Origin of the sequence: Polaromonas sp., from assembly GCF_010365105.1 — a bacterium.
GTDB lineage: Bacteria > Pseudomonadota > Gammaproteobacteria > Burkholderiales > Burkholderiaceae_C > Polaromonas.
On the sequence record NZ_JAAFGZ010000012.1, the window covers coordinates 1 to 25,834 of the forward strand.

The following is a 25,834-nucleotide window of genomic DNA, read 5'->3' on the forward strand; positions in this document are numbered from 1 at the left end:
TAAAATCAAAACGCGCAACACCGACCCTCGGTCACGTTCGCCGGAATGCCGGTCACGTTACCGGAATCAGCGGTCACGTTCACCGGAATACGCAGCCAAACGAAGGTCTGCTTCTGCAGGGCGAGACAGCTCGTGAACTGCACTGTTTCCTAAATATCGGTGTTCATGGAGAATCTCCGCGTTTTGCTTGGTCAAGATGCCCTTCTCACAAAGACCACTGATTTTGCCCTCGAGGTTATCTTTCCTCTTTACCTCGACAGTTCCATCTTGCTTCGTCACGTCTACTGGACCATCGGTGACGCTGTGCTCTGCGCATAGGCCTTCAATGGTTGCGCGTAGTCCGGCAGCACACATTACAGGCGAATCGCCGTTGAAGCAGTTAACTACCTCCTTGTAAATAGCTCTGAGGTTCTTCGGCGCGTTGTAGAAATCTTTCGCATTCAAGATGTCTTTGCTCCGCTGAGGGTAGAGCACGGTAGTCGTTCCGTCGTTGTGGTCATCCGGGCCATAGTACTCTTGCGCCTCCGAAAACCAATTCTTGTGCCGGAACGAGAATGTATCGCAGCCTATACACTGAATAATCTGGTAGCCATCGCTCCAGTCAATCGAGTCGATGTCGTTCTCATCTGGTCCATAATGAATGACCTCGCTGCCTGTTGTATCAATAGACTGAGCCACCACGTGGTTTGTTTCCGTTTTACAGGTGGCGCAGAAAGCTTTAAATTTCTCGCCTTTTGATTTGTTCTCTTCAATATTCATTTATGAAATTCCTATATATCTCTCGGTTGTTGATGTGTTTGGTAATCAATGCTGATGAGTGCCGGTTGCGGCTAAATGGCGTTGTGCGATTTGCAGCAAGCTAATATCTACGAAACGGGCTAACGTCTAAATTCAGTGGGCGGCGAAGCCGATCCACTGCAATGCCGGGTTAGACGCACGAGGTTAAAACCAGCACGCCCGGCAAACCACCGTAGCCCGCAGCGCGCAAGCGCCCGCACAAGGCAAAACACACCTGAAAGAACAATCACCACTGCAAAAAAGATAGCTGGCAGCGCAGGCAGGGAGTGCGCTAAAGGCAGTTTTGGCATGAACTCAGGCATGGTGATGAATTGCAGCCTACGCTGGAGTTGAGCGGCGGCGAAGCCTGTCCGCCTCGAACGAGATGTTAGACGTCTATATCGAAGGTACGTCTTGCTTCAAATACCAAGTTCTCGTAGTGGAAAATGGCCATGTCGAGTTGCGACTTGAGCCCTGCGCGTGAAACATCTTGCCCCTTATGACTGAGAACCGGAACGTCAAGATAGACCTCAAACCCCGCATCCGCACCCTCAAAGAACACGCGTCGTTCGCGCGCGGTATCTTTGTCTACCGCGACGAAAACTCCCTCTCCGGACATGATGAGCCCAGGTGGCGCCGGTCCCTTGTAAACGTAGAGATTCATGCGTGGCCGAAGAAATGGAGAGGAGATTGAATGCTTGTCAGAGTTGTTCAGGTCGTAGAGAAGCCAAAGCAGTGGATCCGCTTTGATTTCCTCAAATTTGGCGTCCCACCACGATCGTGCTTCATTCCCGAGCTTGTTGCTGGACTGCCTAAGAGCTTCTTTGACTCCATATAACGACGAAAGCAGTCCGAAGAATAATGCCCGATAGGCCGCGAAATTTGGATTGCGATCGAAAGCGTCCAAAGTGACTCTGATGTGCTGCACCTCTTCCAATTTGATCCTGGCTTTGGCGAACCGCCCCGTGAAGTATCCGAAAGACCAGCCTTGGTCTTGCGCCTCGTCAAAAGTGACCGAATCCATCCCGTCGACTAACTTCAAATGGTCGGCCAAATATTCGTCGTTCCACGGAACCAGCGAGCGTCCATCAAACGGATTGATGTTCGGATCTGCCCAATGATCCGACCCACGAGCCTGATCTATTTGGTCGATCAGGGCGCGGCCTTCGCTTTCGTCGCGGAAAAGAATGTATCGATGAATTTTCATGCGGCTCGGCGGACGTCTAACGTATGAATTCAGTGGGCGGCGAAGCCGATCCACTGCAATGCCGGGTTAGAACCTTGGTGCTGGAACCGACACGCCTAGCGCAACCCGGAAGCAAAAAGCGCGATAGCGCCGCCACTATGGAAAGCATAGCTGGAAGCACAGGCAGGGCGTGCGCCAGTGGCACCTTGGGCGTAAAGTTTGGCATGTTTGACTGTACAAAACCTAACGTTGAAATTCAGTGGGCGGCGAAGCCGATCCACTGCAATGACGGGTTAGCACACTGCCAATTAATGTGCAGCGATGCGAAGGGCAAAAAATATTGCTAATTATTTGGAAGCATTTTTGACGCCGTCCTTTATAGCTGAATCAGTAATTGGATTATTTTTGCATCTTTCAGGCATGACAAAATCCCACCCGAGGTTCGGTTTTTTCCCGAGCATCGCGCGTGTCGCAGTGTCACCATATCGGAAACCTAAAGTTTTGCAATTATGGCCTTTGGTAAGTGGCGATTCGCCTCCCGCCGCCATCTCCGCAATGGCCGCTTGCGCAACTTTCCTGGCAGCTGCTGGCTCCTCATCCCTCCATCTGGATAGGCAATTAAAATACAGCGACTTTAGCGCCGCAGGTTTCATTTTGACCCCAGTAGCAAATTTTCTCCGCGCAGTGTCGTCATCCATCTGCGGATTTGCGTCTAAATAAGCATCATATGCCTTGAATATCTTGTAATCCTTATCCGTGCAATTTTCCGCATGAGCTGCGGAGGCGCAAACAATAGTAAGGAAAACCACTATTTTTCCCATTAGACGTTGCTGAAGTAAATATTTCATTGATGGGCTAAAAAATGATTGTGAATTGGCTAACGTCGAAATTCAGTGGGCGGCGTAGGCGATCCACTGGAATGCCAGGTTAGACTCGCGGCGCTTAAACCGACACGCCTGGCAAAGCGCTCCGGCCTGCAGCGCGCAAGCGCCGGCGCGAGGGCTAACACACCTGAAAGAACTGGCGCTGCTGCTAAAAAGATAGCTGATTGCGCAGGCAGGGCGTGCGCTAGCGGTAGTTTTAACATGGACCGTGGCATGGTTGTCTTGCGAAGCCTAACGTGAATTAGGCACCAGTTCCGCCTCGAAGAACGCGGTCTATCTCGATAAGCATTTCGCTGTTGCGCTTAAGCTGTTTGTAAAGCTCATCTAGCAGTTCCTGCGCTTCATTTGCCGTTTCTTGGCACTGCTCAATCGTTTTTTCTTTGACTAGGCGCTTCAGGCGGTTCGTAATAGTACGTTTTTTACCTAAAAAACTATAGTCGTTAACTGCCCAGTAAATTTCGTGATAGTCATATTGAGGGTATTTTTTCGCTAAGTCAGCGATCTTTTTGCCCTTCCCCAAAAGATCATTCATTGCCTCAAGTTCTAATTTATTGATTGTCACTAGCTTCTCCTGTTAAATTATTTTATGACTAACGTTGAAATTCAGCGGACGCGTAGCGATCCGCTGGAACGCCGGGTTGTTAATTAATCAATTTTCAAGCAGATCAAATATTACGCACCCTTTAGAGTTAAGTGCGATTATTTTTATGTCGGAAACATGGATAGCTTTAATATTGTGAAGATAAATTTTTGCCCCGCTGCTGGCTGCGTTTAAAGCAATTATTTTTAGATCAGATACGTGATGCTTTCTTGCGTCCAGCATCATTCCTCCACCATTGAGGGCAATAATTTTTAAATCGCTAATATGAATAGCCATGATATGTTTCCTTTCTTGAAACCTAACGTGTGAGTTCAGCGGACGCGTAGCGATCCGCTGCAACGCCGGGTTAGGCGTGGAACAATTTATCACTCACTGAAAGCTTTTAATAGCTTCAATCTGCTTGCCAGTTGTTTCAAGCAGGCAGAAGTTGTAGTTAGCTACTCCACCTGGTGCCGATGGGCTAACCTCTTCAAAGCGACACCAATCTTCTCTAAACTTTAACCAAGATCGCTGTCCCTTCGTCAGTAACTCATTTTGCTCAGAGGATAAATTCTTTCGCAATTTATTGTATTCAGCATTTAGGATTACATCCTGCCTCTTTAATTCTTACTCCGCATAAGACGCCCACTGCGTATTTTTAAAAGCACCAAGATCTACACTATCTATGCATTTCTCGTATTGTGGAGAGGATTTAGTCTCTGCATAACTTGCTGATGGTGAAAAAATACAAATAGCAGATATAACCGCGAGGTACTTAAAATATATTTTCACAGGCTTATCCTTTGTCAAAAATTGATATGCATAAATTCGTTTTGTCTAACGTCTAAATTCAGTGGTTGCGTAGCAATCCACTGCAATGCCGGGTTAGGACCTTGGTGCTGGAATAAGCATTCGTGGTGCAACCCGGAAGCGAAAAGCGCGGTAGCGCCGCCACTATGGAAAGCATAGCTGGAAGCACAGGCAGGGCGTGCGCTAGCGGCACCTTGGGCGCGAGGATTGGCATGGTTGACTTTACAAACCTAACGCCTAAATTCAGACGCCGCCGAAGGCGGTCGGCTGCAATGTCGGGTTAGCCATCGGCGCTTTCTTTCTTCACTTTAGCTTCAACATCAACAATCTCATATTTGCCGTTTTTCATCTGCGGACGTTTTTGCGCGGGCAGATGATTGATCAGGTCTTCAACTATGCCAGCAGCGAAGTACGCCCCCGCTCCAAGAACAATCCAAAGTGGCAAGCCAATAGCAGTTCCAAGTGCAGCTATGCCAGCTCCTTGACCACCGACGAGCGCGAGAGCGGCACCTCCTACAGCTATGCCAGTGCGGCTTTTTTTACTTAGCTCATCCCACCCCAAACGCTTAACTTCAGCGTAAAGCATTTTTGACATTGGCCAAACGACAGCGCTGTTTTTCGTAAGAAGAAGAGCTTGCTTCGTTTTTTGAACCGTTGAAACTTCACTGTCTTTAATGTTTAGAAGCTTTACCAGCCACACAAGTAAAGCGTCCCGTTCCGCTTGCGATGCTTTCGATAACACGCGCACTGCAATTTCCTGTTTAGTCTGAAATTCAGTCAACTTTGACTCCCAAAGATTTCTACAAAAGGCTAACGTATGAATTCAGTGGACGGCGAAGCCGATCCACTGCAATGCCGGGGTTAGGCACTCGCGTTGCGTCGTTGTTCTGCGATCCATTCATCACGTTCTTTTCTCTCCCATACTCGGTCTTCCCTTGAGAACACATCGGCTTGCAGGCGTTTGCTGCCGCCAACCAGGCGATCAACGTCCTTCTGAAGCCTTTCAAGACTTTGCGCGATGGCGTAAAGATGGGGTTTTCCTAGTTGATGGGTACCCTTGTACTCAGACATGTCAACGATGAGTGTGTCCTTATATGTCTTGCCAGTGACGCTCTTGTACTCGACATCAAAGGCGAGAACCGTGGACAGCTTTGCTTCGTGATTCTCTGTAAGTTGCGTGTACATGGATACCCGCTCTTGGCCAGGTCCGAAATACGAAAGTCCCGTATTGAAATAGTTCGGCTTTGTGAAATTTTCAAGTAGTGCGGCAGAACTTTCGTTACCGGATTCCACTCGTGGAGTGAATTTAACGCTAAGTGCTGGTCCTTGACCGATGTTTTGAAAGTGAAGTCGAACTATGTGAATAGCCTCATCTATCGAGCGCAGGGTTACCGATAGTTTCGGCTCGGTTTGCACTTCTCTCATCAGGCGGGTCTCTGTAACTAACTTCCAGGTAAGTACTGCATAGACTGCAGTGGCAACCGTTACAACTGCCGTGAAGATGACATTCAATGCACCCGAGTTCTTGTTAAGAAAGTCAATGATTTCGTTCAAAATTTCTCCCTTTCGTTGTACATGTTGCGGATGCAGACGCTTTTCTTTTGGCTGCCTAACGGCCAAGTTCAGTGGGCGGCGTAGCCTATCCACTGCAACGCCGAGTTAGAACCGAGACCACAAACGAGCACGGCCTAACCTCACTGCGAAAATAAGAGCTGCATGCCCAAGCGCCACGTGCGCTGAGGCCCTGTTTGATGCTGAAACTGCGCCCGCCACGGGAACCGCGAGCAAGCTGGCAGCTGCGACGAGAAAGAGACCGCGTGGGATTAACCATGAGAGATTATTAAGTGCAGGCTAACGTTGAAATTCAGTGGGCGGCGAAGCCGATCCACTGCAATGACCGGTTAGAACCGAGGCAGGAATTAAACAAAGTGTTCAACTGCGCGTTCTCTGGCAAATTTATAAAAATTCAAATCCCATCCATCACATTGATAAAACCTATGGTTGTCGAAGGCGCGTGGAACTCTCCAAGCCATCCATTCTTCAATGGAGTCGAAGCTCGGATCGCTCGCAAGACAATTTTTTCCAAAAACTCTATGCTCAATAACAGAAATTTGGCTATTTAAGTCATATCCCCGAAGGCTTACATATTCTTTAAGAATGTGCGCTATTTTGGCCTCTGGTGATTGCATGTTGCCTATGCTGCTAAATCCCGCTTTGTATAGGAAGCCCTGAGCACTTCCATCTGGACCTATTTGAATAGGACTTCGCTTTTTTTGAAGGATTTTTGTGAAGGAGGCGATTTGGTTGTCCATCCCCTTCAAAAGGCTTTTTAACATTAACATTTTCCTAACGGCTGTGCAGGCAGGACGTGGGCTAAAGGCAGTTTTGGCATGAACTAAGGCATGTGTGAATTGCAAATCTAACGTTGAAATTCAGTGGGCGGCGTAGCCGATCCACTGCAATGTCGGGTTAGAACCTTGGTGCCAGAACCGACACGCTTGGGGCAACCCGGAAGCGAAAAGCGCGGCAGCGCCGCCACTATGGAAAGCATAGCTGGAAGCATAGGCAGAGCGTGCGCCAGCGGCACCTTGGGCATGAACTTTGGCATGGTTGACCTTGCAAACCTATTGTTTGAACTCAGTCGTGGCCGGAAGTCGTTGGCAGGAGCAAACTGTTAGAAGTAACGCTTCCAGAACTGCGTATTTGGTTTTTTTCGAGTCACTGCATTAATCCATACGGCAAGTTCTTTCAGCTCAGTTTCTACTTCTTGGGCAGATATTTCGCCATTACGCCACTCTTTCCAAGCATATTCAAAGAGATCCTGAGTAATAGCAGGTGGATAGATACTGTCGTTGTTCATGATGTCTTGAATAGACTCGCTGCTCCATTCAGGATCAAGGTTTTCCCTCCAAGTAGCTCTTGTTTTTCGGGCATGCATTGATATTTCCATGAACTCTTTATCAAGTTCAACCGAATAAATATCTTCACGACTCCAACGAGGACTAAAAATACTTAAATCAACTGTGATGCTCATAATTTCTCTTTCTAACGTATGAGTTCAGCGGACGCGTAGCGGACCGATGCAACGCCAGGTTAGAGCAAGACCTAGAAAAACTCATGAATCACTACGCAAGTGATCTTGAAGTTGATCAGACCTCCATTCCCAATAATTAGAGAGTTGGTGGTTAGCGTTGATTAGCTGTTCGATCAGTTTTTCCAAGGATTCAACGGAGAACTGAACGTACTCTTGCAACATGCCGTTTGACGAGGATTTGAGCCGGACAAAGGTGTAGCCTTCTTCGTCAGTGCTGCTCCAGTCTGCATGGACGACTAAGTTTCTAAGCTTGCCCACATCGACCAACTCGCCAACCAAATTGTTAAAGTCTGATGGCGTCGAAAAACAACGATGAAAATCTTCGCTAAACCGTTTGAAGAGATCGACTTTCGCGGCGTACATAAGTTTTTGTATCACGATGAGACCTGGAGCATCTGATCTGTCTGAAACAATTTCGCAAATGAACGAGTCCAGGGACTTTTCAAGTGAATTGAAATACATAACGACAAGACCAATTAGGGGAAGGGATTCGTCAAGATACTCTTCGGCTTTATCTTCATCCTCGATGTCATGCGACAAGTGTTGGATGAACTGCTTGGTTCTATTTTTCATCGGCAGAATATGAACGGGCTAACGTTGAAGTTCAGTGGTTGCGTAGCAATCCACTGCAACGCCGGGTTAGGCGTCGGAGTTCCTATTTCCATATTGACCCACGCCCCAACACCTTCATTAATTTTTCCCATGCTTTATCCAGATCGAGGGAGTCTTCTGTTTTTTGTACGGATTCACGAGGAGCCTTCCTCGCAGACGATGACGCTGTGGCTGAAGCAGATGGTCGTGAGAGGGTTTCGGTTGTTATTGATTCGCGCCGATGAAGTTTGAACTTTTTTGCCTTTTGCACCAGAGAGCCGCATTCAGATCCAGTTAAAACTTCAGAGAGCCAGAGCAATAAATGTGAATTTTTCTGGACTGGAGTTGCCGGTGCAACCATAACGGCTTCGACCTCGCGGCCGCAGAACCTGCACAAGATGGCTTGAGCCTTGATCGTCTCTGCACAGAAAGGGCAACTACGCTCAAGAGTCACTGCGGAGTGCACATTATTCTCTGTTGCCTTATTACGGCCGACTGCATAAAAAACGGCGCCAACAACGCTAACCAGCGCGAAGACCAACAGAAGGTTCTGCTTTTGGTTTATCAGGCCAATGTTGTGAACCCTTCCGAAACCGGAGGAAACTGAGGTGTCCATAGCGAGACTAGCCAGCAAACCAACTATTCCTATGGCAAGTGCGATACCGCCGGCTTTCTTCATTTTTGAACCTATGAGTGTTGTGATAAGAGATGCTCAACCTAAATTAGGCGACTACGTGGCCGAAGAACTATGAGTGGTCATTTTCGGGTGGCCCACTTAAGCGCTTTCGCCTGGCCTTTGAGTAGAGGTGCGTAGCAGCGGAGACAGTTGCAGCTGCCCCGGCGACTGCGACGAGTATCGGTGCCGCAGTGACCAAGATCGGTGCGCTTGCAATGCCAACCGCAACACCAAGCGCCGCCAAGCCCGTTGGAGCGGCGACGACCGCGCCAACAGTAGCGACACCTGCGATTACGCGTGTCGCTTTAGCGATGTCGCTGGCTTGCTCCGATATTCCCTCATGTCTGCTTTCGACTCTGCATACCACTTCGACGGCGTGTTCTGCAATTCGTGTGGCCTGAGCATTAGCTGCTCTTGCAAAGCCACCGGCGATCTGCGTCGTTGCGTCCGACGCATTTTTAGCGCTCTTCGCGGCCATGCTCGCTGCTGCCTTCAGTGAGTTGCCAGCTGTCATTGCTGCATCACTAGCCGCAAATTGTGTTTCGGACACCGACGCCTTAACTAAACGAGCGAAATTAGTAATTTTGTCCAGATTATTCTTCATGTGCGTTTTCCGTCTATGGCAGGCATGGGGGTTTTCAGAAATCTAACGTTGAAGTTCAGTGGTTGCGTAGCAATCCACTGCAATGCCGGGTTAGGACCTTGGTGCTTGAACCGACACGCTCGGCGCACCCCGGAAGTACAAAGCGCGGATGCGCCGCCACTATGGAAAGCATAGCTGGAAGCACAGGCAGGGCGTGCGCCAGCGGCACCTGGGGCGTGAAGTTTGGCATGGTTGACTTTACAAACCTAACGGACAAGTTAAGCGGATGGCCGTAGGCCAGTCCGCTTGAACGCCGGGTTAGCACAAGCACCGCGTTCAACTACTGGGCACTGGCCTAAACCGACAGAACTATGAAAAGAAGAGCTGCCCGCGCAACTGCCACAAGCGCTGGAGCCCGATTTGGCACTTGAAATGCGCCCTCCACGGGAACCGCTAGCGCGAACCCAATGGCGAGAAGAAAGATAAAGCGCAGGATTAACCATGAGAAAGATTATTGCGGCAGGCTAACGTATATTGGACGACTGAATCCTAACTGCACTTACAATCTAATACAACTAAAATTAAAAAATTTCTTTTTATTTTCAACGGGTTATTAGGTTGCCAAGTCGTTTAGGCAAACCTAAAATTTAACGGATGAACCTGCCTCCACGGTCACTCGCGCCACTGCTGGAATATCCACCTTCACCACCACCCAAACTTCTGGAGCAACTGCGTATTCACCTGCGCACCCGGCACTACAGCATTCGCACCGAGCAGACTTATATCGACTGGGCCCGGCGCTTCATTCTCTTTCACAACAAACGCCATCCGCGTGACATGGGCGCTGCTGAAGTTGAGGCGTTTTTGAGTTACCTGGCCGTCGAGCGCAATGTATCGGCATCCACGCAAAACCAGGCCAAGGCGGCGCTGCTTTATCTGTACAAGCAAATCATCGGTATTGATTTGCCCTGGCTTGATGAGGTGGTTCAGGCTAAAACGCCCAAACGTTTGCCCGTGGTATTGACCACGCGCGAAGTGCGCGACCTGCTGATGCAGCTCAACGGGCCGATGTGGCTGATTGCCAGTTTGCTGTATGGCACTGGCATGCGCCTGCTCGAAGCGCTGCGGCTGCGAATCAAGGATGTGGAGTTTGAGCGCCGCGAAATCATTATTCGCGAAGGCAAGGGAAACAAGGACCGGATCACCGTTTTGCCCGAAAACCTGATCGTTCCGCTACAGGCTCAATTGCAGCGCGCCCAACTCATCCACGAGCGCGACCTGGAGGCGGGTTTTGGCGATGTTCATTTACCGAATGCACTGTCCGTCAAATACCCGAATGCCGGCAAGGCGTGGGGCTGGCAATATGTCTTTCCCTCGGCGTCGCGGGCGATTGATCCGCGAAGTGACGGGGTGGAAAGGCGCCACCATGTATTTCCCGAATCGGTGCAGCGGGCGGTACGGGAAGGTGCGCGGCGCATGGGTCCGGGCGTCACTGCGGCAATCGATTCAGGCGATGAGCGCACGGGCGGCGCAATGGCTGGCTCTGCCAAGATCATCACGCCGCATGTGCTGCGCCATTCGTTTGCCACGCACATGCTGCAGGCGGGCTACGACATCCGAACGGTGCAGGATTTGCTGGGCCACAGTGACGTCAGCACCACCATGATCTACACCCATGTGTTGAACAAGGGCGGGCGCGGGGTGCTGAGCCCGTTTGATGCGCTGTGAAAGCCTCAGCTCACCGCGTCGGCCGGCTGCTTGAGCAGCATGGCCAGTGAACTTGCCACGGTCTTGCGCAATTCCCGGCGGTCGCAGATGAAATCGATGGCGCCCTTGGTCTGCAGGAACTCGGCGCGCTGGAAACCTTCGGGCAGGGTGACGCGCACGGTCGATTCAATGACGCGCGGGCCGGCAAAACCGATCAGTGCTTTCGGCTCGGCAATCACGATGTCGCCGAGAAAGGCGAAGCCTGCGCTCACGCCGCCCATGGTCGGGTCGGTCAGGACGCTGATGTATGGCAGTCCTTTTTTGGCCAGCCGGGTCAGCGATGCGTTGGTCTTGGCCATCTGCATCAGGCTCAGCAGCCCTTCCTGCATGCGCGCGCCACCGGTCGCTGTGAAGCAGATGAACGGCACTTTTTGCTCGATGGCGGTGTGAACACCGCGCACAAAGCGCTCGCCGACGACACTGCCCATGCTGCCGCCCATGAAGTCGAATTCAAAGCAGGCCACGACGACGCCAATGCTGTGCAGGGCGCCGCCCATGACCACCAGCGCATCGGTCTCGCCGGTGTTTTCCAGGGCTTCCTTGAGCCGCTCGGGGTACTTGCGGCTGTCCTTGAACTTCAGCGCATCGACCGGCAGCACTTCCTGTCCGATTTCATAGCGGCCTTCGGCATCCAGAAAGGCATCGAGCCGCTCGCGCGCACCGATCCGGTGGTGGTGGCTGCACTGCGGGCAGACATTCTGGTTTTTTTCCAGGTCGGTCTTGTAGAGCACGGCTTCGCAGCTCGGGCATTTGATCCACAGGCCTTCGGGTACGCTGCGGCGCTCGGTCGGGTTGGTGGGGCTGATTTTGGGCGGAAGGAGTTTTTCGAGCCAAGACATGGTGTCAGTCCTTTTAGGCTTGCGGCTGGCGCTGCTTTTTTCGGCAAACGGCAGTCCCAGGCATTTTCAAACAGTAAACAAAGGTGGCGTGGCAAACGCCCGGGGCAGGGCGGCGAATGCCATTATGCGGCGGAAAATCCAAGGGAAATTCAGTCCAGCGCCGTGCGGATTTCCTTCAGGAAATCTTGTGCCACCGCCGCCACCCGGTCGCGCGGCTCATTTTCAATCAGCTGGATGATCTTGCTGCCAATGACGACGGCGTCGGCCACCTTGCCAATCGCCTTGGCGGTGGCCGCGTCGCGAATGCCAAAACCCACGCCGACGGGCACGCTGACATGCTGGCGAATGCGCGGCAGCATGGCTTCGACGGCGTCAACATCGAGCGTGCCGGCACCCGTCACGCCCTTGAGCGAGACGTAGTACACATAGCCGCTGGCGACCTCGGCGACCTGCGCCATGCGCGCGTCGGTGCTGGTGGGTGCCAGCAGAAAGATCAGGTCCATGCCATGCGCCTTCAGCCGCGCGGCAAACTCCACGCATTCCTCGGGCGGATAGTCAACGATCAGCATGCCGTCCACGCCGGCTGCAGCCGCATCGCGGATGAACGCGCTTTTGGATTCGCCTGCGCCGTGCTTGATGTCGTAGCGCTCGACCGGATTGGCATAACCCATCAGCACCACGGGCGTGGTGCTGTCTTTTATGCGGAAGGCGCGCACCATGTCGAGCACCTGGACCACGCCAATGCCGAAACCCAGGGCTTTTTCGCCGGCTTTCTGGATCACCGGGCCGTCAGCGCTCGGGTCGGAAAACGGCACGCCCAGTTCGATCACGTCAGCGCCGCCGGCCACCATGGCGTGCATCAGTTCGGGCGTGACGTCGGCGTACGGAAAGCCGGCAGTGACGTAGGGAATCAGCGCTTTGCGGCCTTGGGACAGCAGCGCGTCGAGTGTGGGTTTGATGCGGCTCATGACTTGAATTCCACGACTTGCGAGCCGCCTTTGATGCTCTGGCCGTGGCAGGACGGGCGGCAGTAGAAGTCGGCCCCCGACAGGTCGGCCACGGTGCCGATGTCCTTGTCGCCCCGGCCCGAGAGGTTGACCAGAATGCTCTGGTCGCTGCGCATGGTCTTGGCGAGCTTCATGGCGTAAGCCACCGCATGGGCGGATTCGAGCGCCGGAATGATGCCTTCGGTGCGGCACAGGTAATGGAATGCGGCCAGCGCTTCTGTGTCGGTGATGCCGACATATTCGGCGCGTCCGATGTCTTTCAAAAACGCATGTTCGGGGCCGACGCCGGGGTAGTCGAGGCCGGCGCTGATGCTGTGCGTCTCGGTAACCTGGCCGTCTTCATTTTGCAGCACATAGGTGCGGTTGCCATGCAGCACGCCGGGCAGGCCGCGCTGCAGCGAGGCCGAATGCTTGCCGCTGTCCATGCCTTCGCCGGCGGCTTCCACGCCGATCAGGCGGGTGTTTTCGTGGGAAATATAGGGGTGAAAAATCCCCATGGCATTGCTGCCGCCGCCGACGCAGGCAAGCACTGCATCGGGCTGCCGGCCGCCGTTCATCTCGGGCATCTGCGTCAGACATTCGGTGCCGATGACGCTCTGGAAGTCGCGCACCATCATCGGGTAGGGGTGCGGGCCGGCGACGGTGCCGATGATGTAGAAGGTGTTGTCCACGTTGGCCACCCAGTCGCGCATGGCTTCGTTGAGCGCATCCTTCAGCGTCTTGCTTCCGCTTTCCACCGGCACCACGGTGGCGCCCAGCAGGTTCATGCGGTAAACATTGGGGCTTTGGCGCTTCACGTCTTCGCTGCCCATGTAGACCACGCATTCGAGGCCATAGCGTGCGCAAATCGTCGCCGTGGCCACGCCGTGCTGGCCGGCACCGGTTTCGGCAATGATGCGCGGCTTGCCCATGCGGCGGGCCAGCATGGCCTGGCCAATGGTGTTGTTGATCTTGTGCGCGCCGGTGTGGTTCAGGTCTTCGCGCTTGAGATAAATTTGCGCGCCGCCCTGTTCGCGGCTCATGCGGGCTGCGTGGTAAATGGGTGAGGGGCGGCCGACGAAGTGCTTCAGCTCGTAGTTGAATTCGGCCAGGAATTCGGGGTCGTGCTGGTACCGGGCGTAAGCATCTTTCAGCTCGGTCAGCGCGTGGGTCAGGGTTTCAGAAACAAAACTGCCGCCGTAAATGCCGAAGTGGCCTGAAATGTCAGGTTGGTGATAGTCGTACATGGTCTTCTTCATCAGTTGGGGAAAGCGCAGCGCTTTCGCTGTGCGCATGCAGCGCTGGTCTATCCCGCAAGGTTTTTGAATTGTTCGTCAGCAGCACGGACGGCTGCAACGAATTGGTTGATTTTGTCGGCGCTCTTGATGCCCTTGGACACCTCGACGCCTGAACTCACGTCAACGGCCAGCGTGGTGCAGCGCGGCCTGACTTGCAAGATGCCATCGGTCACGTTTGCAGGCGTCAACCCACCAGACAAAACGAGGTGAGCGTTGACGCTTTGAGGAAGAAGTGACCAATTGAATGTTTTTCCGCCGCCGCCGTATCCTTCGACATGGGCGTCGAGCAAGATGGCTTGGGCTGATGAATAATCTTGCGCGTATTTTAAAAGATCAAAGCACGGGCTGCTCGGATTGGGGTTTTCGTCGAGCGGAATGCGGGCTGCACGCAGGAAAGTCCTGCCGGCCTTCAGGCATTCTTCAGGCGTCTCATCACCATGAAACTGGACGATTGCGCAGGGAATACGGGTGCATGCAGCTATTATTTTTGTAGTGTCCGCATTGACGAAAAGCAGCACCGGTGTGACAAACGGCGGCAGCCGGCTGGCCAGTTCGGCGGCGCGTTCCAGGGTGACATGGCGGGCGCTGTGCTCGTACATGACCAGGCCGATGGCATCGGCGCCGGCGGCCACGGCGGCATCGACATCTTCTTCGCGGGTCAGGCCGCAGATCTTGATACGGGTACGGATGAAAGGCTTAAGGGGGCTCATGGCAGCCAATCATAAGCGGCCGTGCGCGACGGCAAGCCATGGCGCTCCTCATATACCGGACCCAGGAAATAAAGACCGTCGGGCGAAAAGGTAGGAGCGGCGGCATCGCGGCGGCGGGCGGCCACCACGCCGGCCAGCCACTCGGGCGGCTGGTTGCCCTGGCCCACAGCCAGCAGGCAGCCCATGATGTTGCGGATCATGTGGTGCAGGAAGGCATTCGCCTCAAACTCGAAGCGCCAATAGCGCGACCCGGCGCCGGCACGCTGCGAAATTTCGATAAGGTTCATGGTCTTGACAGGCGACTTCGCCTGGCATTGCGCAGCCCGGAATGAGCTGAAGTCATGCTCGCCCATCAAATGCAGGGCCGCCTGCCGCATGGCGTCGCCATCCAGCGGGCGATAGACCCAGCCGACGCGCCCGGCTTCCACGCTGGGACGCACCGGCGACTCCAGCACGACGTAGGCGTATCGGCGTGCAATGGCGCTGGCACGCGAGTGAAATTCATCGGGCACTGGCTGCGCCCACTGCACCGCAATGTCGCGGGGCAAGAAAGCATTGGTGCCGCGCACCCATGAGGCGGTTTCACGCTGCAGCGCGGTGTCGAAGTGCGCGACCTGCATCAGCGCGTGGACGCCGGCATCGGTGCGTCCGGCGCACATGACGCGAACCGGCTGCACGGCAAACCGGCTCAGGGCCTTTTCCAGCTGGTCCTGAACGGTCTTGCCGGACAACTGGCTTTGCCAGCCTTCGTAGGCGCTGCCGCTGTAACTGATGCCGAGCGCTATCCTCACCGATGCAGTCCCGTGGAAGAATGCAGGCGCTTCAAGCGTTGTTCACGACAGGGTATTGAGAAATGCCTGGGCCTTGAATTTCAAGGGCCCCTTGGCATGTGCCACAACCTCGTCAGCCAAAGACCTGGCACCTTCCGAATCCCCCAGGGTGCGAAATTCCTCAGCCAGCAGGAACTTGATTTCAAGCGGGTCTTTATCCGGGCTGGTCAAGGATGCTGCAGAAGGCTTGGTGACTGGGCCAAGGTCCAGCGAAAGCGAATCCAGGTCGAACTCCAGCATGCCGCTGTGCATCACAGGTGCCGTTGGCGCAATCGCTGCCTTCGGTGCAAATGGCTCAGACGTGAAATCCATGCCATTGGCAATGAGGTCAAACCCCGAAGAAGGCAGCGCTACCGACATGTGTTGAGGGTTCGCTGCTGGCGCAGCGGCTGGCACATCGTCCAGGTCCAAATCCAGGTCCAGAAAAGCCGATGGAATGGCAATGTCTGGCATCGGTTCGGTTTTTTTGACTGGAGAGGCGATGGCACCCGCTGTCGTCAACGCGTGTGGCATTGATGCAGAAGCAGCTGCGCCTGCCGGAAAATCAAGGTCCAGGTCCAAATCAAGGATCTGTGGCGTTTTGGAAACCGGCGCCAGGCCAGCCAGGGTCTGCGGCACCGTGCTGCTCAGGGGCACCAGGCCGGAATTGCGTATTCCGGGCAGGCTGGTCGAAAAACTGGCGCCAGACTGGTACATGGAATTGCTTGGCTCCAGTTCCCGGCCGAGCTGACTGATATACGACCATTCTGCGCCTTGGCCTCCCGTCAGCTTGAACGCTGCCAGGGCCGCATTTTCGAAGGCCTTGTTGTCGCGACGCTTGGCATGGATTTCAAGCAGCTTGCTGTGAATGGCCAAACGCGCCGGGTAGGTCTGCAAGGCTTCCTTGAGGATTTCTTCTGCCTGCTGGTCGCGGCCATAGGCAAGGTAGACATCGGCTTCGGCCACGGGGTCCACGTCGCCGGCTGCATCGAGCTGGCTGGGCGAGTAGGCTATCGAAGACGACTTTGACGCATGGTTTGTGCTCGTATCGACTCGCTGCCCGCCACTGGCGCCAAAGAACGAATCGGGCTGCAGGCGGCTGTCCAGGAATGAGCTGTCCACATGGCTCGGTCCTGCGTTTTTCCGGTAACGCGCAAAGCCCAGGCCCGCCAGCAATGCCAGCAAGATACCTCCGCCCAGCAGCAAGGAGTTGTCCATGATCCAGGTGGTCAAGCCGGGCTCGGGCGGTGCGACGGGCGGGGCTGTCAGCGCAGCCTGCTGGCTGGCGGCAGCCGGCACGACCGAAGCCGGCGCGCTGGCCGATGGCATAGGCTCCGAGACAGGCGCCTCGGGCGCGGATTCGGCAACGGCTGAAGGTGACGAGGCACCGGTTGCGGGTTCTGCGGCACCTGATGAAGTCAGCGCTGGCGATGCCGGGACTGCTGGAACGCCACCGGCCGCTGATGCGGCGCTGGAGCCTGCAACCGACACTCCTGGTGCCGTGCTGCCTGCCCCGGGAATGGCTGCCTGTGGATTGAGGGCGCTGGTATTTTTTGACTGTTCTGTCGTTCGGTTTTCAGCATCCCTGGCGGACTGTTCACCGGACGGCATGCCCTGTACGGCGCCTTTTGAAAGCGTCAACCGGTCGGGTGAGTTGCTGGCTTGCGCACGGTCATCGACCCGGGTCTGGACCTTGCCGGCGGCCTGGCGGTCTGCATTGTCAAGAGGTGTCGCCGGCACGCCGTCGGCCAGTTTGCGGCGGAAGGTGTTGAAATCCCTGCTCTGGGCAATGAGCATCTGCCTGGCTTCGCCCGGGGAAAGCGCATTGGCTGCCTGCGCATCGGGAATATCAACCACGGCGCCTGACTTGATCAGGTTGATGTTGCCGCCAACGAAGGCGTCAGGATTCCCCCTGAGCAAGGCCACCAGCATCTGGTCCAGCGACACGCTGGCAGGCTTGTTCTGTGCGGCAATCCGGCTGGCGTTGTCACCAGGCCTGACGGTGACCTGGCGAGTGCCGGAAGTGCTCTGGGCAGGCGGTGTCCGGATGGCTTGTGGCCTGGGAGCGCGCGGCACGGCGGGAGCAGCAGGCTTGGCCACGGGAAGCGGCAGTTCCTGTCTGGGCGCAAGCGAGGAAACGGCTACCGGTTCTCGGGGCAATACCGGTGATGACGCCACCAGTGGAGCGTTGCTGTTTCGCAGGTTGGGCGGGTCAAAGAGCATCGTGTAGTCGCGGGTGACACGACCAGATGCCCACCGCGCCTCAAGAACCAGATCCACGAAGGGCTCGCCGATAGCACGGTTGCTGGTCAGGCGCAAATAGGGCCTGCCGTCCGGGCGTCGCTGGAGCCGAACGTCCAGCCCCGAGGCAGCAGCAGAGTATTCCAGTCCGGCAGCTCTGAAAACGTCAGCCCCTGCCACACCGACCCTGAGGCTGGCGGCTTCGTCGGCGCTGAGATCGGAAATGTCAATTTCTGCGCGCAGGGATTCGCCCAGGGCAGACTGAACCGTGATGCGGCCCAGCGCCACCGCATGTGCTTCGAGGCTTGCCAGGCAGCCGAGCAATGCAATTGCGCTTGCCATGGCACCAATACGCCAACGACCGGGATGATTCATGAAGTTATGAGCTTCTGGAGCTCGGTCTGATTGAAACGTTTTAGGGCTTGAGCGCACAAAGACCTTGGGGCTAATTTTTGAAAAACAACCTTACCATCAAGGTCTGTCACTTACAAGTTAGGACAATGCTTAAGTTTTGATACTCTAATCAAACAGCAAAGTAGCCGGTTTCATTCGTTGCCTGTAGACAACGGCATGAACCCGCCTTCCGCATTTCAGGATTGTAGATGCTCAGTCGGCCTGGAACGAAGATTCAAGCCTCGATCAGGATGCGCAGCATCCGGCGCAGCGGCTCCGCTGCACCCCAGAGCAACTGGTCGCCCACGGTGAATGCGCCCAGGTATTCGGGTCCCATGGCCAGCTTGCGGAGGCGTCCGACCGGAATCTGCATGGTTCCCGTCACGGCTACCGGGGTCAGGTCCCTGATCGACGCTTCACGCGTATTGGGTACCACTTTTACCCAGGCGTTGTCAGCCGAAATCATGGCTTCGATGTCTGCCAGCGGAACGTCCTTCTTGAGCTTGAAGGTCAGTGCCTGGCTGTGGCAGCGCATCGCGCCAACGCGCACGCAAAATCCATCGACCGGTGTTTCTGCCGTGCCGAAGCTCGCGCCCTGGCCCAGGATCTTGTTGGTTTCGGCGCCGCCCTTCCATTCTTCCTTGCTCATGCCGTCACCCAGGTCCTTGTCGATCCAGGGAATCAGGCTGCCGCCGAGAGGCACGCCAAAGTTGGCGGTTTCACTGGCGCTCAGCGACTGCTGCTTGGCCAGGATGCGGCGGTCGATTTCAAGGATGGCTGATTTCGGGTCGTCGAGCAGGGATTTGACTTCGCTGTTGAGCGTGCCGAACTGGGTCAGCAGCTCGCGCATGTGCTGCGCGCCTCCGCCCGAAGCTGCCTGGTAGGTCATGCTGGTCATCCACTCGACCAGGCCGGCCTTGTACAGGGCACCCACGCCCATCAGCATGCAGCTGACCGTGCAGTTGCCGCCGACCCAGTTGTTGCCACCCTTGACCAGCGCGTTCTGGATGACGGGCAGGTTGACCGGGTCCAGCACGATGACAGCGTCGTCGTTCATGCGCAGTGTTGAGGCGGCGTCAATCCAGTGGCCTGTCCAGCCTGCAGCACGCAGTTTGGGGAAAACTTCAGCCGTGTAGTCGCCGCCCTGGGCGGTGATGATGATGTCGCACTTCTTGAGTGCCTCGATGTCAAAGGCGTCTTTCAGGGTGGTTTCGTTTTTCGCCTGCGCCGGGGCCTTGCCGCCCGCGTTCGAAGTCGAGAAGAAAACCGGTTCGATCAACTCGAAGTCGCCTTCGGCCTGCATGCGGTCGATCAAGACCGAGCCGACCATGCCGCGCCAACCAACGAGTCCTGTGAGATTGCCTTTGAGTTTCATGGGGATGCCCTTAAAAAGTACGAAAAAATCGGCTTTTTGGCCTGGCTCATCGAGCCAGTGGGCACGACGAGACGGGCTTGTCAGCCTTTGATGGTGGTCGTTTTAGTGATCTGGGCAAAAACCGGTGCGCCGCATCCTGCTGGCAAGGCAGCAGGAAAACTGAGGGTGGCAAGGCTTTTACACATTTTCTTATTGTAACGAAGGCTGCCTTTTCGCTGGCTGACACGGCGCTGCTCCGTGAGGGCTGCCAGCAAAAGGAATGGCGAGCTTCATCCCAGCGCCTTGACTACCGCATTGCCCATTTCCACAGTACCCACTTTGGTCGTGCCTTCGCTGTAAATGTCAGGTGTGCGAAGACCCTGGCTAAGAACGGTATCTACGGCTTTTTCGATGCGCGCAGCGGCTTCTGGCTGGTTCAGGCTGAAGCGCAGCATCATCGCGGCGCTCAAAATGGTGGCCAGCGGATTGGCCACGCCCTTGCCGGCAATATCGGGCGCGCTGCCGTGGCTGGGTTCGTACAGGCCCTGATTTTTATCGTTCAGGCTGGCCGAGGGCAGCATGCCGATGCTTCCGGTCAGCATGGCGGCTGCATCCGACAATATGTCGCCAAACATGTTGCCAGTCACCACCACGTCAAACTTCTTTGGTGCCTTGACCAGCTGCATCGCGGCGTTGTCGACGTACATGTGGTCCAGCGCCACGTCGGCGTACTGCAGGCCGATTTCAGTCACCACGTCTTTCCAGAGCTGGAAGGTTTCGAGCACATTGGCCTTGTCCACGCTGGTGACGCGCCCTTCGCCTCCCGCTGCTTTGCGCTTGCGCGCAGCCTGGAAGGCGACATGCGCGATGCGCTCGATCTCCGGGCGCGAATAGCGCATGGTGTCGAAGGCTTCCTCGGCACCGGGGAAGTGGCCGTCGGTGGCAATGCGGCGTCCGCGCGGCTGGCCAAAGTAGATGTCGCCAGTCAGCTCGCGGATGATCAGGATGTCCAGGCCGGACACCAGTTCGCGCTTCAGGCTGGAGGCATCGACCAGTTGGGGGTAACAGATGGCCGGGCGGAAGTTGGCGAACAGCCCTAGGTTCTTGCGCAGGCCCAGAATCGCTTGCTCCGGGCGCAGCGGCCGGTCCAGCGTGTCGTATTTCCAGTCGCCCACGGCTCCAAACAGCACGGCGTCGGCACCCTTGGCCAGCTGGAGTGTGGCGTCGGGCAGCGGGTGGCCATGGGCTTCGTAGGCTGCGCCGCCGACCAGGGCGGTTTCGGTTTCAAAACCCAGTTCCAGCACATTCAAAACCTTGACGGCTTCAGCAACGATTTCAGGACCAATGCCATCACCGGGAAGAATTGCGATTTTCATGATTACTATCTTATTTATAGCTGCTTGTGCCCGTGGGTAGTGCGCAAGAGCATGATTTGACTACTATTTTTGATTAACCCGCGACGGTGTGGTTCAGCCAGGGCTTGGCCGCAAGCCGTTCGGCTTCAAAGGCCTTGATCTTGTCGCTTTGCAGCAAGGTCAGGCCGATATCGTCAAAGCCGTTGAGCAGGCAGTATTTGCGGAAAGCCTGCACCTCGAAAGGCAGTTCCTCGCCTTGCGCCTTAACGATGACCTGGCGTTCCAGGTCGATGGTGAGGCGGTAGCCGGGGAAGGCGGCCACTTCGTCAAACAACTGGGCCACTTGCGCTTCGGGCAACACGATGGGCAGCAGACCGTTCTTGAAGCTGTTGTTGAAAAAGATGTCGGCGTAGCTGGGCGCAATGATGGCGCGAAAGCCGAACTGGTCCAGCGCCCACGGCGCATGTTCGCGGCTGGAACCGCAGCCAAAATTTTTGCGGGCCAGCAGAACCGAAGCGCCTGCATAACGTGGCTGGTTCAGCACGAAGTCCGGATTCGGTTTGCGGCTGGCAGGGTCCTGGCCTGGAAAACCGGCATCCAGGTAGCGCCATTCGTCAAACAGGTTCACGCCGAAACCGGTTTTTTTGATCGACTTGAGGAATTGCTTCGGGATGATGGCGTCGGTATCGACGTTCTCGCGGTCCATTGGGGCGACCAGGCCTTGGTGTACGGTGAATTTTTGCATACGAATCTTTGAGCCTGTTATTTGGCAGCGTTAGAAACGGCGGAGCCGGCACGCTGCACGTCCTGGCCAATGCCCCGGACGGTGTTGCAGCCCGACAGTGCAAAGGTGGAGATAAGCAGGGCAAGGCTGGCCAGCAGCAGGGAAGCAGATTTTTTCATGAGGGGCCTCAGACGAACTTGCGGATATCGACAAAATGCCCATGCACCGCCGCTGCCGCCGCCATGGCCGGGCTGACCAGGTGGGTGCGGCCGCCGGCGCCTTGCCGGCCTTCAAAGTTGCGGTTGCTGGTGGAGGCGCAGCGCTCGCCCGGCTCCAGCCGGTCGGCGTTCATCGCCAGACACATCGAGCAGCCGGGCTCGCGCCACTCAAAGCCTGCGGCGATGAAAATCTTGTCCAGGCCTTCGCGCTCGGCCTGTTCCTTGACCAGGCCTGAACCCGGCACGACCATGGCCAGCTTTACATTTTTGGCGACCTTCTGGCCGATTTTCTTCACCACGGCGGCAGCTTCGCGCATGTCTTCGATGCGGCTGTTGGTGCACGAGCCGATGAACACCTTGTCGATGTACAAATCGTTCAACGCCTTGCCGGGCTCCAGGCCCATGTAAGCCAGGGCGCGTTCGATGGCGCCGCGCTTGTTGGCGTCTTTTTCCTTTTCCGGGTCCGGTACCCGGCCTTCAATCGACAGCACCATTTCAGGCGATGTGCCCCAGCTCACTTGAGGCAGGATCTGGCTGGCATCGAGTTCGACGACGGCATCAAATGTGGCATCTGCGTCGGAGTGCAGCGTGGTCCAGTAACGCGCGGCCAGGTCCCATTCCGGGCCGCCGACGAACTGGCCGGTCTTGGGATCGGTTCCCGGGGCCAGCAGTCTGCCCTTGACATACTCGATTGTTTTGGCGTCCACGGCCACCAGGCCGGCGCGCGCGCCGCCTTCAATCGCCATGTTGCAGACCGTCATGCGGCCTTCCATGCTGAGGTCGCGGATGGCCGAACCGGCAAATTCAATCGTGTAGCCGGTACCGCCCGCCGTGCCGATCTTGCCGATGATGGCCAGCACGATGTCCTTGGCGGTCACGCCTTTGGCCACGGTGCCCTCGACCCGGATGAGCATGTTTTTGGCCTTTTTGGCCAGCAGGGTTTGCGTGGCCATGACATGCTCGACCTCGCTGGTGCCGATGCCGTGGGCCAGCGCGCCGAATGCGCCATGGGTGGAGGTGTGCGAATCGCCGCAAACCACCGTCATGCCGGGCAGGGTGGCGCCGTTTTCGGGGCCGATGACATGCACGATGCCCTGGCGCCGGGACATGAACGGAAAGAAGGCCGCCGCGCCGAATTCCTTGATGTTGCTGTCCAGCGTGGTGATCTGTTCCTTGCTGACCAGGTCGGTGATGCCGTCGTAGCCCAGCTCCCAGCCGGTGGTTGGCGTGTTGTGGTCGGCGGTCGCGACGATGGAGCTGATGCGCCAGACCTTTCGGCCGGCTTCGCGCAGGCCTTCAAAGGCTTGCGGGCTGGTCACTTCATGAACCAGATGGCGGTCGATGTAGAGAATCGAGGTGCCGTCTTCTTCGGTGTGAACAACGTGCTCGTCCCAGATTTTGTCGTAGAGGGTGCGTCCCATGGGTTTTCCTTCGTGGTCTTTTGATGATTTTAGAGGCTGGATGCCTGGCTTGAAAGATGATCGACCAGCAGCCGGGCGGTCAGCGGCAGGGTGGAAAAGTCGCGCGCCACCAGTTCGATACGGCGGTCTGCCCAGTCGTCCAGCAAGGTCACGGACGCCAGTTCGCCCACGCCATGCATCAGTTCAAAGGCGCGCAGCGGCATGACGCCGACGCCCAGGCCGTTGTGGATCATGCGGCACATCGCATCCAGCCCGGTCACATGGATTCGCAGCTTGATGGTGCGGCCCACAGCCGCCGCCGCCTGGCGCATGGCCAGATAAATCGAACTGTTGGAATGCAGGCCGACCTGGTCATGGTCCAGCGCCGCTTCGAAATGAACCGCTTTCTGCGTCAGCAGTGCATGTCCCTTGGGGACAATCAGCACCAGCTTGTCATGGCGGTAGGGTCGCGCCTGCAACGCCCCGATGCCGTTGGCGGTATTGCAGACGCCCAGGTCGGCTGCGCCTTCCTGAACCGCCCGGATGACCTCCGTGCTCAGGTGCTCTTCCAGGTCGATCTTGATTTCAGCATGCTGGCGTATGAAATCGCCCAGGTCTTCGGGCAGAAACTGCACGATGGCCGAGATGCTGGCGTGCACGCGCACATGGCCACGAACGCCGTCGGCATATTCACTCAGTTCGCCCTGCATTTTCTCCAGGCTGAACAGCACCGAGCGCGCATGGTGCAGCAGGCTTTCTCCCGCTGGGGTCAGGTCAACGCCCCGGGTGTGGCGGTAGAGCAGCGGCGTGCTCAGCAGGGCTTCGAGGTCGCTCAGTCGTTTGCTCACCGCAGAAGCGGCAATGAATTCACGTTCGGCTGCCTTGCCAATGCTGCCCAGTTCACACACGGCAACGAACAGCTGAAGCGAGGTCAGGTCGATGCGGCGGGCAAAATTACGTTCGGAGCTTTTGATGGACATGGCGTTGGTTCCATCGCATTTTGCGATGGATATCGATTTTGCTACAAGGTTATTCGTCTTGCCATCGTCATTCGAGATGACCAACCCAGCAGCCTGATGTGCTCAAGCGTCAAAAAAAACAGCTGGAAAATTTGATGCCAAAGGCCTTTTCCGCATACGGACAAAGGATGGTTTGCTATGAAAAATAAAAATAGGATGTGAAAAAACCCGCCGAAGTCAACCTCGGCGGGCTTTGAGCTAAAACCTGAAAGACGCAGGTTTTTAGCGTTGTGCCATTGGCTTGACTTCACGCTGGGTGGAACCGACAAAGAGTTGACGCGGACGGCCAATCTTGTACTCGGGGTCACCGATCATTTCGTTCAACTGGGCCATCCAGCCGACGTTGCGTGCCAGCGCAAAGATGGCAGTGAACAGCGGCACCGGAATGCCGATGGCGCGCTGCACGATGCCGGAGTAGAAGTCCACGTTCGGATACAGCTTGCGCGAGACGAAATAGTCGTCTTCCAGGGCAATCTTTTCCAGCGCCATGGCCAGCTTGAACAGCGGGTCGTTTTCCAGGCCCATTTCCTGCAGCACTTCCTTGCAGGTTTCCTGCATCAGCTTGGCGCGCGGGTCGTAGTTCTTGTAGACGCGGTGTCCAAAGCCCATCAGCTTGACGCCGGAGTTCTTGTCCTTGACCTGCTTGATGAATTCGCCAATGTTCTCGACGCCGCCGTTTTTCTGGATGTCGCCCAGCATGTTCAGCGCCGCTTCGTTGGCGCCGCCGTGTGCCGGGCCCCAGAGGCAGGCCACCCCGGCTGCAATGGCAGCGAACGGGTTGGTGCCCGACGAGCCGCACAGGCGAACGGTGGAGGTCGAAGCGTTCTGTTCGTGGTCTGCGTGCAGGATGAAGATGCGGTCCAGCGCGCGTTCGAGCACCGGGTTGACCTTGTATTCTTCGCACGGCGTGGCAAACATCATGTGCAGGAAGTTGCCGGCGTAGCTCAGGTCGTTGCGCGGGTACATGTAGGGCTGGCCCACGGTGTACTTGTAAGCCATGGCCACCAGCGTCGGCATCTTGGCGATCAGGCGAATCGCGGCAATGTCGCGATGCTCCGGATTGTTGATGTCGGTGCTGTCATGGTAGAAGGCCGACAGGGCGCCGACCAGGCCGGTCATGATGGCCATCGGGTGCGCGTCGCGACGGAACCCGCGCAGGAAGAACTGCATCTGCTCGTTGACCATGGTGTGGTTGGTCACGCGGCCGACGAAAACCTTTTTCTGTGCAGCGTCTGGCAGTTCGCCGTAAAGCAGCAGGTGGCAGGTCTCCAGGTAGTCACAATTGGTGGCCAATTGCTCGATGGGGTAGCCGCGGTACAGCAGTTCGCCCTTGTCGCCGTCAATGTAGGTGATGGCCGACTGGCAGGCAGCCGTGGACAGAAAGCCCGGGTCGTAGGTGAACATGCCGGTCTGGGCATACAGCTTGCGGATGTCCACGACGTCCGGGCCTACCGTGCCTTGGTAAACAGGCAGGTCTACGTTGGGGCTGCCATTGCTGAAGGACAGGGTGGCTTTGTTGTCGGCTAACTTCATGTTCGTT

At 56.1% G+C, this 25,834-nt stretch carries 26 protein-coding genes and 1 pseudogene; 1 reads left to right on the forward strand and 26 read right to left on the reverse strand.

The genetic code is table 11. The features are described 5' to 3' along the window. Positions 1-66: 66 nt before the first annotated feature. The 13 genes and pseudogenes from GZ092_RS10050 to GZ092_RS10105 all read right to left on the reverse strand — a co-directional run bounded on the left by GZ092_RS10050 (position 67) and on the right by GZ092_RS10105 (position 9,202). A complete protein-coding gene (locus GZ092_RS10050; protein WP_293636259.1) occupies positions 67-759 on the reverse strand; it encodes a DUF4145 domain-containing protein in 693 nt (230 codons plus the stop codon). Between the two features lie 406 nt (positions 760-1,165). Further along, entirely contained in the window at positions 1,166-1,984 is an 819-nt protein-coding gene (locus GZ092_RS10055; protein ID WP_293636260.1) for a hypothetical protein, read from the reverse strand. A gap of 326 nt (positions 1,985-2,310) precedes the next feature. Beyond that, positions 2,311-2,811 carry a hypothetical protein gene (locus GZ092_RS10060; RefSeq protein ID WP_293636261.1) on the reverse strand — a complete coding sequence of 167 codons (501 nt, stop codon included), beginning with the start codon at positions 2,809-2,811 and terminating at the stop codon, positions 2,311-2,313. 277 nt (positions 2,812-3,088) lie between these two features. Continuing rightward, entirely contained in the window at positions 3,089-3,409 is a 321-nt protein-coding gene (locus tag GZ092_RS10065; RefSeq protein WP_293636262.1) for a hypothetical protein, read from the reverse strand. Positions 3,410-3,496: 87 nt separating this feature from the next. Beyond that, on the reverse strand, positions 3,497-3,724 hold the full coding sequence (locus GZ092_RS10070; protein ID WP_293636263.1) for a hypothetical protein: 228 nt from the start codon (positions 3,722-3,724) through the stop codon (positions 3,497-3,499). Between the two features lie 93 nt (positions 3,725-3,817). Beyond that, a pseudogene (locus tag GZ092_RS21230) lies at positions 3,818-4,042 on the reverse strand (lysozyme inhibitor LprI family protein); the annotation flags it as partial. Positions 4,043-4,517: 475 nt separating this feature from the next. Continuing rightward, a complete protein-coding gene (locus GZ092_RS10075; protein ID WP_293636264.1) occupies positions 4,518-5,018 on the reverse strand; it encodes a hypothetical protein in 501 nt (166 codons plus the stop codon). 80 nt (positions 5,019-5,098) lie between these two features. Continuing rightward, a complete protein-coding gene (locus tag GZ092_RS10080) occupies positions 5,099-5,791 on the reverse strand; it encodes a hypothetical protein (protein WP_293636265.1) in 693 nt (230 codons plus the stop codon). Between the two features lie 365 nt (positions 5,792-6,156). Next, positions 6,157-6,573 carry a hypothetical protein gene (locus GZ092_RS10085; RefSeq protein WP_293636266.1) on the reverse strand — a complete coding sequence of 139 codons (417 nt, stop codon included), beginning with the start codon at positions 6,571-6,573 and terminating at the stop codon, positions 6,157-6,159. A gap of 338 nt (positions 6,574-6,911) precedes the next feature. Continuing rightward, positions 6,912-7,271: a hypothetical protein gene (locus tag GZ092_RS10090; RefSeq protein WP_293636267.1), complete on the reverse strand. Its 360-nt coding sequence runs from the start codon at positions 7,269-7,271 to the stop codon at positions 6,912-6,914. A gap of 81 nt (positions 7,272-7,352) precedes the next feature. Then, positions 7,353-7,904: a hypothetical protein gene (locus GZ092_RS10095; RefSeq protein WP_293636268.1), complete on the reverse strand. Its 552-nt coding sequence runs from the start codon at positions 7,902-7,904 to the stop codon at positions 7,353-7,355. An 82-nt stretch (positions 7,905-7,986) separates the two neighbouring features. Then, positions 7,987-8,601: a hypothetical protein gene (locus GZ092_RS10100; protein WP_293636269.1), complete on the reverse strand. Its 615-nt coding sequence runs from the start codon at positions 8,599-8,601 to the stop codon at positions 7,987-7,989. Positions 8,602-8,668: 67 nt separating this feature from the next. After that, positions 8,669-9,202, reverse strand: coding sequence for a hypothetical protein (locus GZ092_RS10105; protein WP_293636270.1), 534 nt, complete (start codon positions 9,200-9,202; stop codon positions 8,669-8,671). A gap of 633 nt (positions 9,203-9,835) precedes the next feature. On the opposite strand from GZ092_RS10105, the gene GZ092_RS10110 reads away from it, so the two are divergent. Next, positions 9,836-10,909 carry an integron integrase gene (locus GZ092_RS10110; RefSeq protein ID WP_293636271.1) on the forward strand — a complete coding sequence of 358 codons (1,074 nt, stop codon included), beginning with the start codon at positions 9,836-9,838 and terminating at the stop codon, positions 10,907-10,909. 5 nt (positions 10,910-10,914) lie between these two features. On the opposite strand, the gene accD is transcribed toward GZ092_RS10110, so the two are convergent. From accD to gltA, 13 genes are all read right to left on the reverse strand, one after another. Beyond that, positions 10,915-11,787: an acetyl-CoA carboxylase, carboxyltransferase subunit beta gene (accD, locus tag GZ092_RS10115; protein ID WP_293636272.1), complete on the reverse strand. Its 873-nt coding sequence runs from the start codon at positions 11,785-11,787 to the stop codon at positions 10,915-10,917. A gap of 149 nt (positions 11,788-11,936) precedes the next feature. Then, positions 11,937-12,755, reverse strand: coding sequence for a tryptophan synthase subunit alpha (trpA, locus tag GZ092_RS10120; RefSeq protein ID WP_293636273.1), 819 nt, complete (start codon positions 12,753-12,755; stop codon positions 11,937-11,939). After that, complete coding sequence (trpB, locus tag GZ092_RS10125; protein ID WP_293636342.1) at positions 12,752-14,020, reverse strand: tryptophan synthase subunit beta; 1,269 nt, start codon at positions 14,018-14,020, stop codon at positions 12,752-12,754. The genes trpA and trpB overlap by 4 nt, the downstream gene beginning before the upstream one ends. A 59-nt stretch (positions 14,021-14,079) precedes the next feature. Next, on the reverse strand, positions 14,080-14,781 hold the full coding sequence (locus tag GZ092_RS10130) for a phosphoribosylanthranilate isomerase (protein ID WP_293636274.1): 702 nt from the start codon (positions 14,779-14,781) through the stop codon (positions 14,080-14,082). Then, a complete protein-coding gene (gene truA, locus GZ092_RS10135; protein ID WP_293636275.1) occupies positions 14,778-15,572 on the reverse strand; it encodes a tRNA pseudouridine(38-40) synthase TruA in 795 nt (264 codons plus the stop codon). The genes GZ092_RS10130 and truA overlap by 4 nt, the downstream gene beginning before the upstream one ends. A gap of 42 nt (positions 15,573-15,614) precedes the next feature. After that, on the reverse strand, positions 15,615-18,173 hold the full coding sequence (locus GZ092_RS10140) for a FimV/HubP family polar landmark protein (protein ID WP_293636276.1): 2,559 nt from the start codon (positions 18,171-18,173) through the stop codon (positions 15,615-15,617). A 286-nt stretch (positions 18,174-18,459) separates the two neighbouring features. After that, positions 18,460-19,599, reverse strand: coding sequence for an aspartate-semialdehyde dehydrogenase (asd, locus tag GZ092_RS10145; RefSeq protein WP_293636277.1), 1,140 nt, complete (start codon positions 19,597-19,599; stop codon positions 18,460-18,462). Between the two features lie 269 nt (positions 19,600-19,868). Next, positions 19,869-20,954: a 3-isopropylmalate dehydrogenase gene (gene leuB, locus GZ092_RS10150; RefSeq protein ID WP_293636278.1), complete on the reverse strand. Its 1,086-nt coding sequence runs from the start codon at positions 20,952-20,954 to the stop codon at positions 19,869-19,871. Between the two features lie 73 nt (positions 20,955-21,027). Continuing rightward, entirely contained in the window at positions 21,028-21,678 is a 651-nt protein-coding gene (gene leuD, locus GZ092_RS10155) for a 3-isopropylmalate dehydratase small subunit (RefSeq protein ID WP_293636279.1), read from the reverse strand. Between the two features lie 17 nt (positions 21,679-21,695). Continuing rightward, positions 21,696-21,836, reverse strand: coding sequence for an entericidin A/B family lipoprotein (locus GZ092_RS10160; protein ID WP_293636280.1), 141 nt, complete (start codon positions 21,834-21,836; stop codon positions 21,696-21,698). An 8-nt stretch (positions 21,837-21,844) separates the two neighbouring features. Continuing rightward, positions 21,845-23,296, reverse strand: coding sequence for a 3-isopropylmalate dehydratase large subunit (gene leuC / locus GZ092_RS10165; protein ID WP_293636281.1), 1,452 nt, complete (start codon positions 23,294-23,296; stop codon positions 21,845-21,847). A gap of 29 nt (positions 23,297-23,325) precedes the next feature. Beyond that, positions 23,326-24,249 (reverse strand): LysR family transcriptional regulator, encoded by a 924-nt coding sequence (locus tag GZ092_RS10170; protein ID WP_293636343.1) that lies wholly within the window; start codon positions 24,247-24,249, stop codon positions 23,326-23,328. Positions 24,250-24,516: 267 nt separating this feature from the next. Beyond that, the gene (gene gltA, locus GZ092_RS10175) at positions 24,517-25,827 is read right to left on the reverse strand and encodes a citrate synthase (RefSeq protein ID WP_293636282.1); all 1,311 of its coding nucleotides are present in this window, start codon (positions 25,825-25,827) and stop codon (positions 24,517-24,519) included. Between the last annotated feature and the right edge of the window lie 7 nt (positions 25,828-25,834).